Annotated in this window: 14 protein-coding genes; 1 reads left to right on the forward strand and 13 read right to left on the reverse strand. The window is 52.7% G+C overall.

Features of this window, described 5'->3' with window-relative positions; all coding sequences use genetic code 11:
* The 6 genes from FCN15_RS02190 to gpr all read right to left on the reverse strand — a co-directional run bounded on the left by FCN15_RS02190 (nt 1) and on the right by gpr (nt 7,182).
* The gene (locus FCN15_RS02190; protein ID WP_138493289.1) at nt 1-468 is read right to left on the reverse strand and encodes an N-acetyltransferase; all 468 of its coding nucleotides are present in this window, start codon (nt 466-468) and stop codon (nt 1-3) included.
* A 225-nt stretch (nt 469-693) separates the two neighbouring features.
* Nucleotides 694-1,932 carry a radical SAM family heme chaperone HemW gene (hemW, locus tag FCN15_RS02195; RefSeq protein WP_138493290.1) on the reverse strand — a complete coding sequence of 413 codons (1,239 nt, stop codon included), beginning with the start codon at nt 1,930-1,932 and terminating at the stop codon, nt 694-696.
* Between the two features lie 117 nt (nt 1,933-2,049).
* Entirely contained in the window at nt 2,050-3,867 is a 1,818-nt protein-coding gene (gene lepA, locus FCN15_RS02200; protein WP_138493291.1) for a translation elongation factor 4, read from the reverse strand.
* Between the two features lie 102 nt (nt 3,868-3,969).
* A complete protein-coding gene (locus tag FCN15_RS02205; RefSeq protein WP_138493292.1) occupies nt 3,970-4,554 on the reverse strand; it encodes a hypothetical protein in 585 nt (194 codons plus the stop codon).
* 17 nt (nt 4,555-4,571) lie between these two features.
* The gene (locus FCN15_RS02210) at nt 4,572-5,957 is read right to left on the reverse strand and encodes a stage II sporulation protein P (RefSeq protein ID WP_138493293.1); all 1,386 of its coding nucleotides are present in this window, start codon (nt 5,955-5,957) and stop codon (nt 4,572-4,574) included.
* 220 nt (nt 5,958-6,177) lie between these two features.
* On the reverse strand, nt 6,178-7,182 hold the full coding sequence (gpr, locus tag FCN15_RS02215; RefSeq protein WP_138493294.1) for a GPR endopeptidase: 1,005 nt from the start codon (nt 7,180-7,182) through the stop codon (nt 6,178-6,180).
* A gap of 176 nt (nt 7,183-7,358) precedes the next feature.
* On the opposite strand from gpr, the gene rpsT reads away from it, so the two are divergent.
* Nucleotides 7,359-7,631, forward strand: coding sequence for a 30S ribosomal protein S20 (rpsT, locus tag FCN15_RS02220; protein WP_138493295.1), 273 nt, complete (start codon nt 7,359-7,361; stop codon nt 7,629-7,631).
* Between the two features lie 155 nt (nt 7,632-7,786).
* Here the strand turns inward: rpsT and holA are convergent, their stop codons facing one another.
* From holA to leuS, 7 genes are all read right to left on the reverse strand, one after another.
* Nucleotides 7,787-8,806: a DNA polymerase III subunit delta gene (holA, locus tag FCN15_RS02225; protein ID WP_138493296.1), complete on the reverse strand. Its 1,020-nt coding sequence runs from the start codon at nt 8,804-8,806 to the stop codon at nt 7,787-7,789.
* 266 nt (nt 8,807-9,072) lie between these two features.
* The gene (locus tag FCN15_RS02230) at nt 9,073-10,371 is read right to left on the reverse strand and encodes a zf-HC2 domain-containing protein (protein WP_138493297.1); all 1,299 of its coding nucleotides are present in this window, start codon (nt 10,369-10,371) and stop codon (nt 9,073-9,075) included.
* On the reverse strand, nt 10,368-10,916 hold the full coding sequence (locus FCN15_RS02235; RefSeq protein WP_138493298.1) for an RNA polymerase sigma factor: 549 nt from the start codon (nt 10,914-10,916) through the stop codon (nt 10,368-10,370). The genes FCN15_RS02230 and FCN15_RS02235 overlap by 4 nt, the downstream gene beginning before the upstream one ends.
* Nucleotides 10,917-11,090: 174 nt before the next feature.
* Nucleotides 11,091-13,805, reverse strand: coding sequence for a ComEC/Rec2 family competence protein (locus FCN15_RS02240; protein ID WP_238996462.1), 2,715 nt, complete (start codon nt 13,803-13,805; stop codon nt 11,091-11,093).
* Nucleotides 13,806-14,045: 240 nt separating this feature from the next.
* Nucleotides 14,046-14,561, reverse strand: coding sequence for a deoxycytidylate deaminase (locus tag FCN15_RS02245; RefSeq protein WP_275259469.1), 516 nt, complete (start codon nt 14,559-14,561; stop codon nt 14,046-14,048).
* A 20-nt stretch (nt 14,562-14,581) separates the two neighbouring features.
* On the reverse strand, nt 14,582-15,232 hold the full coding sequence (locus tag FCN15_RS02250) for a ComEA family DNA-binding protein (protein WP_238996463.1): 651 nt from the start codon (nt 15,230-15,232) through the stop codon (nt 14,582-14,584).
* A gap of 250 nt (nt 15,233-15,482) precedes the next feature.
* Complete coding sequence (leuS, locus tag FCN15_RS02255) at nt 15,483-17,927, reverse strand: leucine--tRNA ligase (RefSeq protein WP_138493299.1); 2,445 nt, start codon at nt 17,925-17,927, stop codon at nt 15,483-15,485.
* Nucleotides 17,928-17,937: the final 10 nt, after the last annotated feature.

Here is a 17,937-nt window from a genome sequence, read left to right on the forward strand (position 1 = left end):
TCAGTCCAGCATTTTAAGAACGGCTATTTCGTCGCAGCAGTGCTGCTTCGCGCAGTGGATGCAATCGGTCCAAACCTTCTCCGGAAAGATTTCTTTATTTACAATGTGGAATCCATTTTTCAGGAAAAAGGAAACCTCATAAGTGAGTGCCATTATTTTCGGGATGGATCTTGCTTTGGCCTGTTCAATCAGCTTATTTACGATCATGGACCCTAAGCCCTGGCCCTTGCTGCCTTCCGAAATTCCGAGAGACCTGATCTCCACCAGATCTTCGCCAAGCTGGCACAGCGAACCGCAGCCGACTACCTCACCGTCTACTTCCGCCACCACAAAGTCGTTAATCTGGCGCTCCAGCACTTTGCGTGACCTTGGAAGCATGATGCCCCTCCGCGCATATTCTTCTATCATAAGAAATAAAGGCTCTACATCTTCAATAGTTGCTGTTCTGCATACGGCAACGGCTGGCATCGGCAGCGCACCTCCTCGGATAATAACACGAATAAATATACAATATGACGTATAAAACTTCAAGGGTTTCTTTTTACAAAAATCAGGAATATCCAGCGGTACCCCAAATGGAAAAAAACGGATCCTGCCCTAAGGCAAAACCCGTTATTCTCTCTTATTTCCTCCGGTTTCCCGCCGGTTTGATGATGCCGCCAGCCCGTCCACCTGCACAAATACTCAGGCAAATTAAACTTCAGCTGTCAGATGGCCGATGAAGGCGCCGAATACATCGTTTCCGTATAAAATGCCTTTGTCGCTCAGCTTGTAGCCGTCACCGTCACTGCGTTTGGCAAGCAGTCCCTGCTGCAGCAGACGTTCCAGCGGAGCCCGAAACACGTCTTCGAATTTCCGCCCGAACTGGCTTTCAAAGCGCGAGGTCTGCATGCCGTCCAGCATACGCAGGCCAACCATTGCAAAATCCTCCATGGCTTCTTCCTCCGAAACCGTAAACTGATCCAGCCTTGGCAGCCCTTCTGCCGCGCCTTGGTTGTAAGGCGTTACGCCTTTGATATTCACATGGCGCTGTCTTCCGACGTAACCATGCGCTCCAGCTCCGAGACCGTAATAATCCTCGTTCCGCCAGTAGGTCATATTGTGCCGGCTTTCAAAGCCCGGTTTGGCAAAGTTGCTGATCTCATACTGCTTGTACCCCGCTTCCTTCATGCGCGACATGAGCAGGAGATACATTTGAAGCTCATCCTCTTCGCTCGGGAGCGGAAGCTGATTTTTCTGATACATCGTATGGAAAAGAGTATTCTCCTCCACCTTCAGGCTGTAGATGGAATAATGCGGCAGTCCAAGCTCCAGCGCTTTGGTAATGCTCTCATCCAGCATCTCAACCGTCTGGTTGGGCAGCCCGAACATCAGGTCAATCGACAGATTATCCAGTCCGGCTTTATGCGCGTTGTCCAGGCTGCGGTACACATCATCCGTATTGTGAATGCGGCCGATACCGGACAGCAGCGTATTTTGAAAGGATTGGACGCCAAAGCTGACGCGGTTAACCCCGCCCGCCTTCATCACACCCAGCTTCTCCAGATCAGTCGTGCCTGGATTAGCCTCCATGGTGAACTCGATATCCGAAGCCCAGTTTGGAAAATGCCTGCGGACGGAAGCCAGGAAAAATTCCATCTCCGGCGGTGTCAGCACGGTCGGCGTTCCGCCCCCGACAAAGATCGTATCAATCTGCTGCGGCGGATTCGCCTGAACTGTAAGTTCCATTTCGCGGTCCAGCGCCCTCAAATAATCCATGACCGGCTGATCCTTCAGGACATAAGAATTAAAATCACAGTAGAAGCATTTATTTGTACAAAACGGAATATGGATGTATACAGCTTTAGGCGGGAATGAAATACGGCGATTCCCTCCAGCCTGCTCCGGCGCACCAGACAAGCCTTGGCGTCCTGATCCGGTTTGAAGATTCATGGTTGTCTACCTCCTAGTGAAGCCTGTAAAAAATAGAAGAAACTATAAGTACGCAGCTTATAGTTTCTATAATTTGCTGAGAGGGAGCCGGTGACGGCTCCCCCTGTATGGCTGCTATTAATTATCGTCGATCTTCAGGACGGCCATAAAGGCTTCCTGAGGAACCTCTACGTTGCCGACCTGCTTCATCCGCTTCTTGCCCTCTTTCTGCTTCTCAAGCAGCTTCCGCTTACGGGAAATGTCGCCGCCGTAGCATTTGGCAAGCACGTTCTTGCGCATCGCCTTAACGGTTTCGCGGGCAACCACTTTCGTCCCGATCGAAGCCTGAATCGGCACCTCGAACATCTGGCGCGGGATCAATTCACGCAGCTTCTCGCAGATGATCCGGCCGCGCTGATAACCCTTGTCGCGGTGAACGATAAAGGACAAGGCGTCAACCTGTTCACCGTTCAGCAGGATGTCCATCTTCACCAGATTGGATTGGCGGTAGCCGGAGAGCTCGTAGTCGAACGAAGCGTATCCTTTTGTGCTCGATTTCAGCTGGTCAAAGAAGTCGTACACGATCTCCGACAGCGGAATCTGGTACGTAATGGTAACCCGGGTTGTATCCAGGTATTCCATGTTAACGAATTCGCCGCGTTTGCCTTGGCAAAGCTCCATAACCGTACCTACATAATCGTTCGGAACGATGATCGCCGCTTTAACGTAAGGCTCCTCTACATAATCGATCCGGCCAACCTCCGGGTAGTTAGAAGGGTTGTCAATCTCAATCGTTTCGCCGTTCGTCAGCGTAACCTTGTAAATAACGCTCGGCGCCGTCGTAATGAGAGGAATGTTGAACTCGCGTTCGATCCGCTCCTGGATAACGTCCATATGCAGCAGACCCAGGAAGCCGCAGCGGAAGCCAAAGCCCAGTGCGCTGGAAGTCTCAGGTTCAAAGCTCAGGGAAGCGTCGTTCAGCTGCAGCTTCTCGAGCGCTTCGCGAAGATCATTGTAATCCGAGGTTTCGATCGGATATAATCCGCAGTACACCATCGGATTGATCTTACGGTAACCCGGCAGAGGCTCTGCCGTCGGATTCTTGGCGTCCGTTACGGTATCACCGACACGGGTATCGCCGACATTTTTGATGCCGGCCACGATAAAGCCTACGTCACCGACATTGAGTTCATCCACAATCGTCATGCGCGGTTTGAATGCGCCGACTTCAATGACTTCAAATGTTTTGTCCGTCGCCATCATTTTAATCTTGGAGCCTGCTTTGATCCTGCCGTTCACCACACGGACGTAAACGATAACCCCTTTATACGGGTCATAATGCGAGTCAAAAATCAGCGCCTTCAGCGACTCATCCGGATCTCCCACCGGAGGCGGAACCTGACGCACCACCTGTTCCAGAATTTCCTTGATGCCGATTCCCGCTTTGGCGGAAGCCAGTACCGCTTCGCTTGCATCCAGCCCGATCACGTCTTCGATCTCCTGCTTCACCCGTTCAGGATCGGCACTTGGCAGGTCGATCTTGTTAATGACCGGCAGGATCTCCAGGTTGTTATCCAGCGCCAGATACACATTCGCCAGCGTTTGGGCTTCGATTCCCTGCGCAGCATCTACAACAAGCAGGGCACCTTCGCAGGCCGCCAGGCTTCGGGAGACTTCGTACGTAAAGTCGACGTGTCCCGGTGTATCAATCAGATTCAGCAAATATTCTTCACCGTCATCGGCCTTATAGGTCAGACGGACAGCCTGCAGCTTGATCGTAATCCCACGTTCACGTTCCAGCTCCATCTGGTCCAGCACCTGCTCCTGCATTTCCCGGGACGAAAGTGCACCGGTAAATTCCAGAATCCGGTCGGCCAAGGTAGACTTGCCGTGGTCTATATGTGCAATAATGCTGAAATTTCGAATTTTCTTCTGTCGTTCTCTAATGTCGCTCATGCCTTACCCCCACACAGGTACTTGTAACCATTACTTCATTATATCAGTCAATGGATAGGCCAGCAATGGCAAGTACAAATTTATCGGCTGCACCCGGCAGGGCTAGTCCGTCAGTGAACCGAATAAGGAAACTACCCAGTCGATGCTTTTCTGCGAAGCATTCTGCAGCAGCTGGCCCGTTTTATCAGCAAAACGGTCGATCGAGGTCTGCGGCGCAGCCGAGAGAAGCTGGCCCGGCGACTGATAGAGCGTTGTCCCGGCAGTATTGCCGGAGCCGTCAGCTTCCGGTGAATTAACGGCAATCTGCTGCTGTGTAGAGGAGGCAGGCAGCGAGGAAGAGCCTGTGCCAGGGGTCTGCACGTAATAATAGGTTGTCCCGTCAGGCAGCTTCACATAGGTGCCCTGCTCGTAGACGGCGCCGGCCGTTCTGCCGCCCTGACCTGAAGGCAGAGGGGCGGCGGTCCCCTGGGAAGCAGCAAGCGTGCTGGCGCCGTCCGCTGCGCCGCCTGCCAAACCGGAGACAGAGCCGGTCTGCCCGGCCTGGGCTCCCTGGGTGATTGAAGCCGAATAGCTTCCAAACGAGCTTCCGGACGGATTACCCGTGCCCGATACAAGCTGCATGCCGAGCGCTGCCCCTGCAGCAAGCAGACCGCCATACAGCAGAACTCTTTTTATACCTCGTGCCATTGCCCTTTCCTCCTAACTCATGGATTTGCCGTCTTGTTCGCCGCAGAAGCATTCACTTTCTGGGCTTTCTGTTCCTCGAAATAAACATCCGCAATCGTGTCTGCCAAGATTTTGGAGGTCCGCTCCAGCTCTTCCTTGGTATTGTCTATGCCCCCGACTTCGATTAGAACGCTGTTCGGCGATAAGGACTGGTTGTACTCCCCGTTGCCCTGCGAAGTGGTTTTGCCCCAAATGCCGCGGGATATGCCCGGATACTCCTGCTCAATCCGCTCATAAATCTTGCTCGCAAACGCTTCGTTCTTGCGCCAGTTCGGATTACCGTGCCCGATAATGAAATAAAGCTGCGCATAGCTGACGCCGTCAATCGTTGTTGTCGTTTTGCTGTAGCTCTGGGAATCCCGGTGAATATCGATGAAATAATCCAAATCAGCGTATGCTGCCATTGCCTCTTTAATAGTTGCTCTGGAATATTTGTAGGAATAATTGTAATTGTAGCCCTTCACATTCTTCATATAATCCTCGAAGACATGATCTGCTCCTACTCCCTTTTTCTCCAATTCTGCCGCAATAAAGTCACCGACTACTCCTACATTTTTGGCAGGATTGGAAGTGCTGGGGTTGTCGCTTTCCTTGCCAAGCAGCGGATTGTAGGATTCATAAGGATGCGAATGATAGATCAGCACCGCTTTGGAGAGGGTCCCGCCGGAGGATGCACTGCCTTTGCTGCCGCTTGACTGGCTCCCATTCCCTGTGCCTGTTCCTGTGCCTGTTCCTGTGCCTGTTCCTGCACCAGTACCGTTTCCGGGGTCTGCAGACTGTCCGGATGACTTGTCCGGCGCGGCTTGTGAGCCTCCGTTCGCAGCGCCGCCGGCATTAGGATCCGCAGCAGCATCTCCTGCCTGCCCTTTCCCATTCGTGCCGCCCGCACTGCTGTTATCCGGCTCATCCGCATCTGTCGTCTGGTAATCCTCTGGCGCAGTTGGCGTTATCTTGCCGGTTCCGGCCCGCAGCAGCACTGGATTCCCCGCCGCCAGGCCGGGCACTTCACGGGCCACCAGGCTCTTCGGATCGGAAGGATTGACGTTGGTCAGCAGCTGGAATACAAAACGGCTCATGTTGCCCCCCGACAGCACCTCGCTCTCTTCCGGCTCTTCGTTCTTAAGGTGCGGCACTTCCATGCCGAGCATTTCGGAGAAGAAGCCTCCGGGAAGGGACGAAGCCAGCCCTCTCATCGACGAGACGGGAGAGGTGCTGAACTTTTTTTCCGCCATACCGCCAATCCCCAGCAGCATAAAAAAGACGACCGACAGCAGAGACAGCACGATCAGGGTGCGGCCCATAGCCAATATTTGAATGGTTTTCCGTTTGAGCAGTCCGACGTTCCATGTTTTGAACCCGTTCATTTCTTTGCCTCCTTCAATCCGGTTGATCTGTTCATAAATGGCTCTTACACTTCAAATCTATGAACCGGATGATAGAGGTAGAACCGGTATTCTATTATTTTTTGGAAATAGAGAGAGAAAGAGAAAGAGAAAGAGAAAGATATATAAACGCAGAAAAAGGCCTCCGCCTCCCTTAAAGAGAGCAGGGCCTTCAAGCTTTAACCAGTCTGCCGGATAAGAATTAATGCGTATAGGCAGCTACGTTGTCCCCGTTAACCGCCGGATGCAGGGCCGCATTTAACCCGCTGGCAATCACATTTGCAATGTCCTCAATAAACTCGTCAATTTCCTTGGGAGTCACAACCACGTCATGTCCAAGCGGCTGCAGCACCTCCTTGACCAGCGCCAGACGATCCTGTTCGCCCAAATCAGGCAGCATGCCCATGATTTGTTTGGTTTGAGCGGCTCCGCTCCCTGAAAAATGCTCCTTCATCATATCGATCACACTGCCAACGATGGTCGAAGCGTAACAAACCGTCGGCACCCCGATCGCGATGCAGGGGACGCCTAGAATATCCTTGGTCAACCCGCGCCGCTTGTTGCCGATTCCCGAGCCGGGATGAATGCCGATATCCGCGACCTGAATGGTGGTGTTCACCCGTTCAAGCGACTTTGAAGCAAGGGCGTCGATCGCGATAACAGCATCCGGTTTAGTCCGGTCGACGATGCCTTTAACGACATCGCTGGATTCAATGCCTGTAAGGCCCAGCACACCTGGTGCAACAGCACTTACTTCGCGGTAGCCGTCATTAACCTGATCGGGAGCAAGCTCGAAGTAATGGCGGGTTACCAGAATATTTTCCACGACCAGCGGTCCCAGCGAATCCGGAGTTACGTTCCAGTTGCCAAGCCCGACGACCAGAATCCTGGCTTCCGGGGTTATCCCGATCTTCTGCAGAAATCCGCTGAACTCCTTAACAAAGGTCCTGGCGACCTGCTCCTGCAGCTCTGTATCCTGGTTGCGGAGACCCGGCACCTCAAGCGTAATATAATGCCCCTGAACACGGCCGATCTGCTGGGAGGCGGCTTCATTCGTCACATCAATACGGGTAACCTTAATGCCGTTATGCTCTTCAACTTCTTCGTTCAGCCCCGGGATCGGACCGCCGTAAGAAGCTTCCGCCATCTCCTTGGCTTCAACGGCCAAATCCGTACGCACATTGTATTTTTGCAAATCCAGTTCCATCACTAAACCTCCTGTACCGCTGTTTTGGTATAGTGTGCGGGACAAACGTAAACTTTATACAAAAGATATAGATAGAAGGATTTTTCGGATTTTATTGCAATTTGTCCTGCCTCATGCTAAACTATTTTAAGTTGTGAACCATCTGAGTGATCATGCCTTACAGGAGGTGAAATGCAATGCCAAATATCAAATCCGCTATCAAACGCGTAAAGACTAGCGAGAAACGCCGTGCTCTGAACGCTTCTCAAAAATCCGCGCTCCGCACAGTTGTTAAAACTGCTGACACAGCACTCGTTAACAACGACGTGGAAGCAGCTAAAGCTGCTATCGTAGCTGCTACTAAGAAACTGGATAAAGCCGCAACTAAAGGTTTGATCCACAAAAATGCAGCTGCCCGCAAGAAATCCCGTCTTGCCAAGAAACTGAACGCTCTTACGTCCCAGGCGTAATTGTCCGTTTATATACAGCATAGCTGAGATGATAAAGCCCCCGACGAGCAATCGTTAGGGGCTTTTATCTTTTTCCTGATATTTTATTATGAAGATTTTATTATGAAGATCTTATTCTGAGGGTTATTTCTGAGATTTAATGAGAAAAAGCGCCCTCAGGCGCCCAGACTCAGCAAAAACATTTCAATTCCCAGCACTTTATCAATGCCGCCGCTCTTCATCTTAAAATCCAGCTCAGCAAGCCGGGACAACGACTGCGCCAGCTGGTCGCGGCTGAATTTGCGGGCCTGTTCCCCCGCGATTTTGACCGCATACGGATGCAGCCCCAGCTGGGAAGCAATCTGCTGCTGGGAGTAGCTCTGGCCGCCGAGCTCTTTGATCTGCAGCATGATCCGGAACTGGCGGGCAATGAGCGCAGCAATTTTGATCGGCTCCTCCTTTTGCTTAAGAAGCTCGTAGAAGGTATTCAGCGCCCGGTCCAGCTTCAGATTGGCAATATCCTCAACCATGCCGAATATATTCTGCTCCGTTGTGCGGGCTACCAGTTTGGCAACCGCATCAGCCGTTATTTCCCCGCCTTCTCCGGCAAACAGACAAAGCTTGTTCACTTCTGCCGACAGGGTGGACATCTGAACACCAGCGCTGGAAATCAATGCTTCTGCCGCCTGCTGTCCCATGGAACATTTCCGCTTTCCCGCTTCGCGTATGACCCACTGGACAAGCTCCGACGCCCCCAGAGGCATAAAAGGGATAACCTGGCCTGAGGATTTGATCGCTTTGACTGTTTTCTTCCGTTCGTCGAGCTTCTCCCCGTGAGCAATAAACACAACTACGCTGTACTCGGCCGGATCGGCCAGGTAAGCGAGCAGCCTGTCTACTTGATGTTCGATTTTGCCCCCCTCTTTCGCTGCGGTGAACATGGAGGCGGCCTGCACGATCACCAGCTTGCGTTCCACCAAGAACGGCAGGGTCTCCGCTTCCTCCACAACCAGCTCTACAGGCGTCTCGGCCAGATCCATCTGCACCACTGCCATATCCCGCTGCTCCGGCTCCACCAGGCGTGACGTTATCTTGTCCACAAACTCGCGAATCTGATATTTCTCTGTTCCATAACATAAGTATAAAGGGCTGATCTTGCCCTGAGTGATTTCTTTAACTGCCGTTCTTGCATCCAACTTAAAAATCCTCCTGCTCCAAACGCCTCCAGCGTTCATCCTCAATTCTATGCTTCTACTATTGTAAAATAACTTTTACCGCCAAACAACAAAGGAACCCCAGCTCCTTCACAGGGCTGAAGTTCCTTCGCTCCAGTGCATCTATATAAACAAAGGCTGCACAGGCTCTAGAAACCTGCTGCCCTTGGTCATACGACGTACAGGGGATCATCTCATCAATAGCTGCTAGATAATTCATTCTATTCCGGTCATGATCAAAAGGTTCCTTATTTTTGAACCGCAGCCGCCGCCTGATCCGCATCAACTGCAGAGTCAACCGGCGTACCGTTTTCTACAACCGTATAGGAAAATACGCTGCCGTCCGAAGACCAGGAAGCCGACTCCTCCTGCCATTCTCCTGTCAGGGGATCATCATATATTTTGACCTCGCCGTCTTCTGAAATCAGATAAACATTCAAATGCCCGTTCTCCAGTCTGGCTTCATACTTTCCATTCGGAGAGTCCCAGGCTTGCTCCGTCTCTATGGACTGAATGCTCATAGCAGAATGAGAACTCTTCTTGGCATCCGGCGGCATAGACGGAAGGAAGGACTGAATGGACTGCACACCAATGTCGAGGGCCGCCTCATCATCCGAAGCCTCGGCAGCTGGAGCAGCTGCGGTGTCTTCTGTCTGTGCCGGTTCGGTGGAGTCAGATTCAGCCGCAGATGCATCACTGCCGGAAGCAGAAGCAGAGGCAGAAGCAGAAGCATCAGGCTCCGTCATCAGGCTCAGCGGCTGGTCCGTTCCTTGACCGGCTGGAGTGCTGTCAGGCTGTCCCGCGGAAGTCTTGCGTTCCGGAGAACCGGCTGCTGAACCGGCAGACGATGCCGATGCCGATGTCGCTGTTCCTGGCTCCGGCTCCGGTCCCTGCGTAGGCTGCGGAGCATCCGCAGATTGGCGGTTAGCCGCATTGTCCGGGCCGGCAGTGGACAAATCCGAACTGCCAGCCGTGTCCGCTGTCGATGCAGGTTCAGATGAAGCATCAGCTGCTTTAGAATCCGCTGAAGGCTCAGGGCTGGCTGCATTTGTAGTTACAGAAGAAGAAGCCGTGCTCTGCTCGGCAGGCGGTTCCGCATTCGGTATTTCCTTTGGCTGGAACTGGTAAATACAGAAGCCCAGGATAGCCGCTGCGGCCGCGCCGCCGGCTGTCCGAATCCAGAGCTGTCTCTTCCTTCTTGCAGAAGCCAGGCGAGTGCTTCTTCCCTCTTGGGAAGACTCCTCAGCCGCAGCTGACTTGACCGGCTGCATAACCGCCGCAGCAGGAGTAATTTCATTTCCCGCTTCCGCCTGCTTACGCTGCTGATCCAATTCATCAAGCTGCGGCAATATGGCATCAACCAGACTGTATCTTGGCTTAACATCCGGCAGATTGTCCAATTTACCCGAAATCCGCTTCAGCATATCAAACGTCTCCGCACAATCCGGACAGCTGTCTAAATGCTGAAATAACTGCTTCTGTTCCATTTCGCTCAAATCATGATCCAGATAACGGTTCATCCATTCATTTGCCTCCTGGCATTTCATCCCGACACACCACCTTTCTGATAATCCTGTAGTAGGTTCTGAAGCTGCTGCCTCGCCCTGAATAGGTAAGACTTAACCGTATTTAAAGGCAGTCCCATCGTTTCTGCTATTTCGTTATAAGAAAAATCCTGAAGATAACGGAGCACCACAACCGACCGGTGGTGATCCGGCAGCTGATTGATCGCCTTCTGGATGTCCTGCGCCAAATAACCCGACATGACTTCCTTCTCAACGCTTTCTCTGCCTTGAAATACCATTTCGTGTTCCTCGATGGAAACGGTTGGTTTCGCTCTTCTGAACTTATCAATACAGATGTTAGTAACAATGCGCTGAACCCACGTTTTGAACTGCGCTTTCTCTTCATATGAACCGATCTTTGTATATATCCGGATTAAAGCCTCCTGCGCAGCATCATGTGCATCCTCTTCGTTATTCAGAATATAGTAGGCAGTCCGGTAAACATGCTGTTCGATCTCTCGCAATAGGGTGATTAAAGCGTCGCGATCGCCGGATTGAGCGGCTCGAATGAGTTCCTGCTCTATCACTAAGATCCCCCTTCCTTGCAACCTTACAGACGGCGGTACCGCGTAAATTGTTGCAATAGCCAATATCATTTGTATCCATTTATTTCAGAAAAATAGGGAATCCGCCTCCCACTGTCCTCACTAGAATAGCAGAAAAAAAGAGCTCCGTCATTAGACGAGCCCCCCGAATCTGTCTCACTTTGTCAGTTTATTCCTGTAGTTCATTTTACGGTTATCGACCTTGATTTGAATTTCCCCCAGCTCATCGGTGCGGAGAATATTCGCTCCCGCAGCGTTGAGCCTGTTCACCACATCACTGTTCGGATGCCCGTACAGGTTGTTTGCCCCGACGGAGATCGCAGCGTAAAGCGGCTTCCAATAATACAGCCAATCGTCTGAAGTGGAGGTTTTGCTGCCATGATGCGCGACCTTCAGCACGTCAACTGGTCCTGGGCCAAGCGGCGCTGAGCCAGCGAGTGCGCCGTTTTGCCCCTCAAGACGCTCGAGAACACTGTGCTCTTCTTCAGCGGTCATATCTCCGGTGAACAGCAGGGTCCGGCTGTCCATGTTCATCAGAAAAACTACGGAACGTCCATTCTGCTCCTCGACAAGGGGAATTAAAGGAGGATTTTCGTCTGTATCCGTTCCACCTTCTGCGCCTTCTGCGCCTCTTTCAATCTCTCCCTCTTCCTCAACCGGCCCGATAAAGGTTAATGTCGTCAGCTTGTCCGGCTGAAGCTTCATCCCGTCATGCGCAAAATACACCGGAATCTTCAGCTGCAAAGCGGCCTCCAAAATGCTGCGGGAAACATCCGTATCGGTCATGCTTCCGTTCGCAATGAGCGCTTTGACCGGGATTTGCTCCAGGACAGCCTGAAGACCGCCGGCATGGTCCTGGTCCCAGTGGGTGACGATCACCGCGTCCAGCTGGTGGATACCGCGCTTTTTAAGCAGAGGAACGACAAGCTTGGCTCCTACCTCATAAGGGACCTTCTTGTCACGCCAGGCTTCCCCGGCCTTCCGGAAGGATACCGTCCCGCCCCCGTCCACCAATATGCTGCGTCCCTCTGGAGTCGTGATCAGCATACAGTCCCCCTGGCCGACATCAAGGAATTGCACATACCCGCTTCCCTTCGCATAGACAGGCTGGTACCCCCAATATAAAGCACCTGCCAATACGGCGGCACACAGCAAAGCAGGGTACAGGCTCCGCTTGTCAGCCTCTTTGACCGCACGGACAGCAGACTGGATAGACGCCGTAATAGAAAAGCCAGAATGAGGAGGATGAAGCAGGCCTTTCGGCGCCATATCGGGTGTTAGGGGCAGCGTTTCATCCCCTGGGCCGGCCTCCTGCTCTTTACCGTTCTGAACAACAGCCCCGCTGTATTTCAGCAGCAGATAAAGCGACAGGTAGTAGGCCCCGATCCACCAAAGCGGCGGAGATTTCCAAATGGTCATAAATCCGGTTCTTGCCTCCAGCCAGGCCACGGCATCAAAGGTGAGCAGATTCAGCTCCTTCACCGGGTAAGCCGCCCACCTGCCAAGCGGTTCAGAGAACCAGCTGATCACAAGCGCTGCTGTTCCGGCCGGGAGCGCCAGCAAGCTGACAACGGGCACCAGCAGCAGGTTGGACAGCAGGGATAGCAGCGAAAATTGATTAAAGTAATAGATCGTCAGCGGAAAAGAAATCAATTGCGCCGCCAAAGTAATGGATGCCGCTCCGGCTAAACGTTTGGGGAGAAAGTTCACCAGCGGCTGCACCAGAGGCACAAACAGAATCAATCCTCCCGTTACGGCAAAAGAGAGCTGAAAGCTGACATCCAGCAGGTAATACGGTTCCCAGAGCAGCATCAGCAAAACCGCGGCAGCCAAAATATTCAGTCCATCCTTCAGTCTGCGCTGGCGCAGCAAGTACAGACCGATCACCGCCATCAAACCGGAACGGACAACCGAAGGAGAGAGCCCCGTAAGCAGCATGTAGAAAGGAATGAAGCCAATGACCAGTGTATAAGAGACTTCCCTGGGCACTCTCAGTCTTCGGAACAGCCAAAACAAAACCCCGGCATTTATAGCTACATGACTCCCTGATATAGCCAGAATATGGGTTAATCCGAGTGCGGAGAATCCATTATAAAGATCCTGATCCAGCTCCTCTGTATCCCCGATCAGCAGCCCCTTCATAAATCCGCTGTTCAAACCGCCGAACAGGACACCGATCTGCCGGCCCACCGCCTTCCGCATCTGGTCGTTATAACCGAGCAGCTTCGCTTTGCTGAAGTGGCCTTGGCTTATTTTCACCTCTGATGCCCCCGGAACTTTAAGCAGCCAGTGAATATGCTTGTAGTGCAAATACCGGGAGTAATCAAACCCTCCGAAATTGCGGGCGGCTTCCGGCTTCTCCAGCGTGCCGTAGACTTCAATCCTTTGGCCTCTGGACCAGGCTTCTGCGGTTTGAATGTCCTGTTCCTTCGCAAGCTTCACCTGGACGCGAACCTTCTCTCTGCCCAGCTTAGACCACCCTGACGTGTCTGACGATGCTGACGGTGCTGCCTGCTTAACCTCCATTGTAAAATCCACCCGGTCCCCGTCACGCTCTACGGCCGAAACGATGGTTCCCTGCACCCTGATGATGGACTCATTCAGCTGCTCCTCCTGCATTTTAAGCGCCTTGGGCAGCGCAGTCACATTGAGCGAATCATAGACATGCCAATAGATGAAGGCCGCCGTAAAAATAGCCAGCACCCCCAAGATCCGCTGCTTGGTTCTGCCTGTCTGCAGCCCATAAAGCGGATAAATCAGCCCTAATCCTGCCCACAGCAGCCAGCCTGCTGCACCGCTGTATAAGTGAGCCAGCCCGTACCCCGCACTCCACCAGCAGGCTGCTTCCAGTAAAGGTCTCTGCTTCAGCAAGCCACTCCCTCCCTTCCTTCCTTTAAATGCAGATTGCTTCGATCCTATCAAAAATCTGTCTCTTAAAAGCATTGAGAGCCACGCCTTAAAAAACACAAAAAACCTCCACAACCTTTCGGCCGCAGAGGTTCTTCCCCATACATGTGCTGCATATCCTGTTTATATAAAACTCTTAAACTATAAAAAGGCTCTCGCATCCATATAACCGTCAAACCCGCTCAAGCAAACTGCTCTAACGGCCTACTCGTGGATACTGCCTTCCAGCGTATCCGCAGGCGGATGGTAGCCCTCCAGCTGGCGGAAAGCAATGCCTTTCTGAGCCATCAGCTCTTTGACAAGCTTCGTGTCCTTGGCATAGGGACGATGGAAGACGACCTCCACGATGCCGCTGTTGGCCAGCATTTTCGCACAGGTCCAGCAGGGCTCATCCGTCACATAAACGCTGGAGCCTTCCCGGTCTGCCCGGTCGGTGAACAGCAGCAGATTCTGCTCGGCGTGAATCGTGCGGATACAGCGCTGCTTCCGAACGACCTGTTCCTGTCCGTCCACGATTACGGTCTCCAATTCCTCTGCAATCATGCAGCCCGCCTCGGAGCAGTCAGGCACTCCGGAGGGCGCACCGTTGTAGGCGGTGCCGAGGAGCTTTTTCCCCTGAACCAGCACGGTACCGACATGGCGTCTATTGCAGCGGGAGCGGGTGGAAACCATATAGGCGATGTCCATGAAATAAGTGTCCCAATCTTTGCGAATGTTCACGTTCCAAACTCTCCTACATTTTAAAGTCCGATATAAGGGCGCATTTTCTCAAACATTTTATCCCCGATGCCTTTAACTTCCTTTAGATCATCCAGAGAAGAGAAGGGGCCGTGCTGATTCCGGTAATCGATGATAGCCTGCGCTTTCTTCGCGCCGATACCGGGGATCTCCTCAAGCTCCGCCAGACCGGCATTATTGATCGAAATCGCGCCGGATGAGGAACCGGCTGAGCTGCTGGCAGAGCCATCTGCTGTGCTGGTGGCAGAGCCCTTAGCAGTGGCTGCAGTTCCATTTGCGCCGGCTGCCAGGCTTCCCGTTCCTGCACCCGTTCCGGCTGATGGAAGGGAAGAAGCAGGAGGGGAAGAAACGCCTATATCCGCTGCAGACGGCTGGTTTCCGGATGACTGAGTTCCGGATGTTTGAGTTCCGGATGTTTGACTTCCGGATAACTGGGCTTCTGGTGTTTGGTTACCAGATGTTAAGCTCCCGGATTTGCCGCTGCCACCGCTGCTTTCAACAGCCTGCGCTGGCTGCAGGGCAGAAGCCACGGCCTCGTTCATCGGGGTCCAGCCCTTGATTCCGTCAGAAGGTTTGGTGCCCAGTGCAAGCAGCATGAGCCCCGCACCGCACACCGCAGAAAATACAGCAATCTTTAGCCGTTCCTTTATCATGTTACAACTCCAATCCCGTTCAAATATTCACGCCTGCGCCCTGGTGTCCAAGTCATGATCATCCGCTCAAGATGTCGTCCTGCTGTGATAAAGTTCGGCTCCTGCCGCATATCTATAGAGATTTAATAATAAAGAGACTTAATAAGCAGACTTAAAAAGCTGGCGATCAACCTCAGAAATAGGAATATCCTGAAGATTAATCGCCAAGCGTTAAACCAAGTTGTGCTTATAGAGGACCGTTACCGGTGAATCAGTTAGCTACGATATTAACCAGCTTGCCTGGAACCGCAACAACTTTACGTACGGTCTTGCCTTCTACTGCGGCTGCAACGTTAGGAAGGGCAAGGGCATGCTCCTGCATAGCTGCCTGATCTAGGTCTTTGGAGATCTTGGTGCGTTCCACGATTTTTCCGTTCACCTGAACCACAATTTCCACTTCGGACTCCACCGTCCAGGCTTCGTCGTAAGCCGGCCATTCCGCGTAAGTGATCGACTCGTTATGCCCCAGACGCTGCCACAGCTCTTCCGCAATATGCGGAGCAAGAGGGGAGAGCATCTGCACGAAGCTTTCGGCTGCTGCCCGTGGAATGACGTCTGTTTTGTAGGCGTCGTTAATGAAGATCATCAGCTGGCTGATGACAGTGTTGAAGCGGAGGCCTTCCATATCCTCGGTTACTTTCTTCACTGTCTTATGCCAAGTACGCTTGAAGTCATCACTTCCGCCTTCATCCACGATTTTGCTGCTCAGGCTGCCGTCTTCGGCAACAAACAGGCGCCATACACGGGAGAGAAAGCGGTGCGAACCATCAACGCCGTTCGTGTTCCACGGCTTGGTTGCTTCCAAAGGTCCCATGAACATTTCGTAAATCCGCAGCGTATCTGCGCCGTATTCATTTACAATATCATCCGGATTGATGACATTGCCGCGGGATTTACTCATCTTCTCATTGTTGGTGCCCAGAATCATGCCCTGGTTCACGAGCTTCTGGAACGGTTCTTTCGTGGACACCACGCCGATATCGTACAGCACTTTATGCCAGAAGCGGGCATAGAGCAGGTGAAGCACCGCGTGCTCCACACCGCCGATGTAGAGGTCAACCGGCAGCCATTCCTTTTGCTTCTCAAGCGAGCAGAAAATGTCATCGTTATGCGGATCAATGAACCGCAGGTAATACCAGCAGCTGCCGGCCCATTGAGGCATGGTATTCGTCTCACGGCGTGCAGGCAGCCCGGTCTCAGGGTCGGTTGTGTTCACCCACTCCGTCACGTTGGCCAGCGGCGATTCCCCTGTACCGGACGGTTTGATCTGGTCAATGTCCGGCAGCACCAGCGGAAGCTGATCCTCCGGAACCGGCTTCATTGTGCCGTCTTCCAGATGGATAATCGGAATCGGCTCGCCCCAGTAACGCTGGCGGCTGAACAGCCAGTCGCGCAGACGGTAGGTCACCTTGCCGCGGCCGTGCCCGTTCTCTTCCAGCCATTTAATCATGGTGCGGATGCCTTCTTCTTTGTTCATGCCGTCCAGGAAGCCGGAGTTCACATGCGGGCCTTCGCCGCTGTAAGCTTCCTTGGACAAATCGCCGCCCGCAACGACTTCGATGATCGGCAGGTCAAACTTGACCGCAAATTCGTAGTCACGCTGGTCATGACCCGGAACAGCCATAATGGCACCGGTACCGTAGCCGGCCAATACATAATCCGCGATCCAGACTGGAATCTTCGCGCCGTTAACCGGATTCACAGCATATGCGCCCGTGAACACGCCGGATTTGTCTTTAGCCAGATCGGTACGTTCCAGATCGCTCTTGCGTGCCGCCTGGTCCTGGTAAGCTTTAACTGCCTCGCACTGATCCGGTGTTGCAATCTTCTCCACCAGCTCATGCTCAGGCGCGAGTACCGCATAAGTTGCTCCAAACAGCGTATCCGGACGTGTTGTAAATACGGTGATTTTTTCAGAAGTGCCGTCCACAAGGAACTCAACCTCTGCGCCTTCGGATTTGCCGATCCAGTTGCGCTGCATGTCTTTAATGCTCTCCGACCAATCCAGCTCCTCCAGATCCTCAAGCAGACGTTCTGCATACTCGGTAATCTTCAGCACCCACTGGCGCATCGGTTTGCGGATGACCGGATGGCCGCCGCGTTCACTCTTGCCGTCAATAACTTCTTCATTCGCAAGCACCGTACCAAGCGCAGGACACCAGTTCACCGGCATTTCGGCCACATATGCCAGACCGCGCTTATAGAGCTGGATAAAAATCCACTGCGTCCATTTGTAATACTCCGGATCGGTTGTGCTGATCTCGCGGTCCCAATCATAGGAGAAGCCTAGCGATTTGATCTGACGGCGGAAGTTGTTAATGTTCTTAACCGTAATATCGCGTGGGTGCTCGCCTGTATCGAGAGCGTGCTGCTCCGCTGGAAGACCGAATGCGTCCCAGCCCATTGGATGCAGCACATTGAAGCCTTTCATCCGCTTATAACGGGATACAATATCCGTTGCTGTATACCCTTCCGGGTGGCCGACGTGAAGCCCTGCTCCAGACGGATACGGGAACATGTCGAGCGCATAAAATTTCGGTTTGCCCGGATCTTCCTTGGTTTTAAAAGTTTTGTTCTCATCCCAGTAAGCCTGCCATTTTGGCTCGAGTCCCTGAGGATTGTAAGTGTTCCCGCTGCTGATGTTATTCTCTGCCATTCTAATTTCC

The organism is Paenibacillus pinistramenti, from assembly GCF_005869875.1.
Classification (GTDB): domain Bacteria; phylum Bacillota; class Bacilli; order Paenibacillales; family Paenibacillaceae; genus Fontibacillus; species Fontibacillus pinistramenti.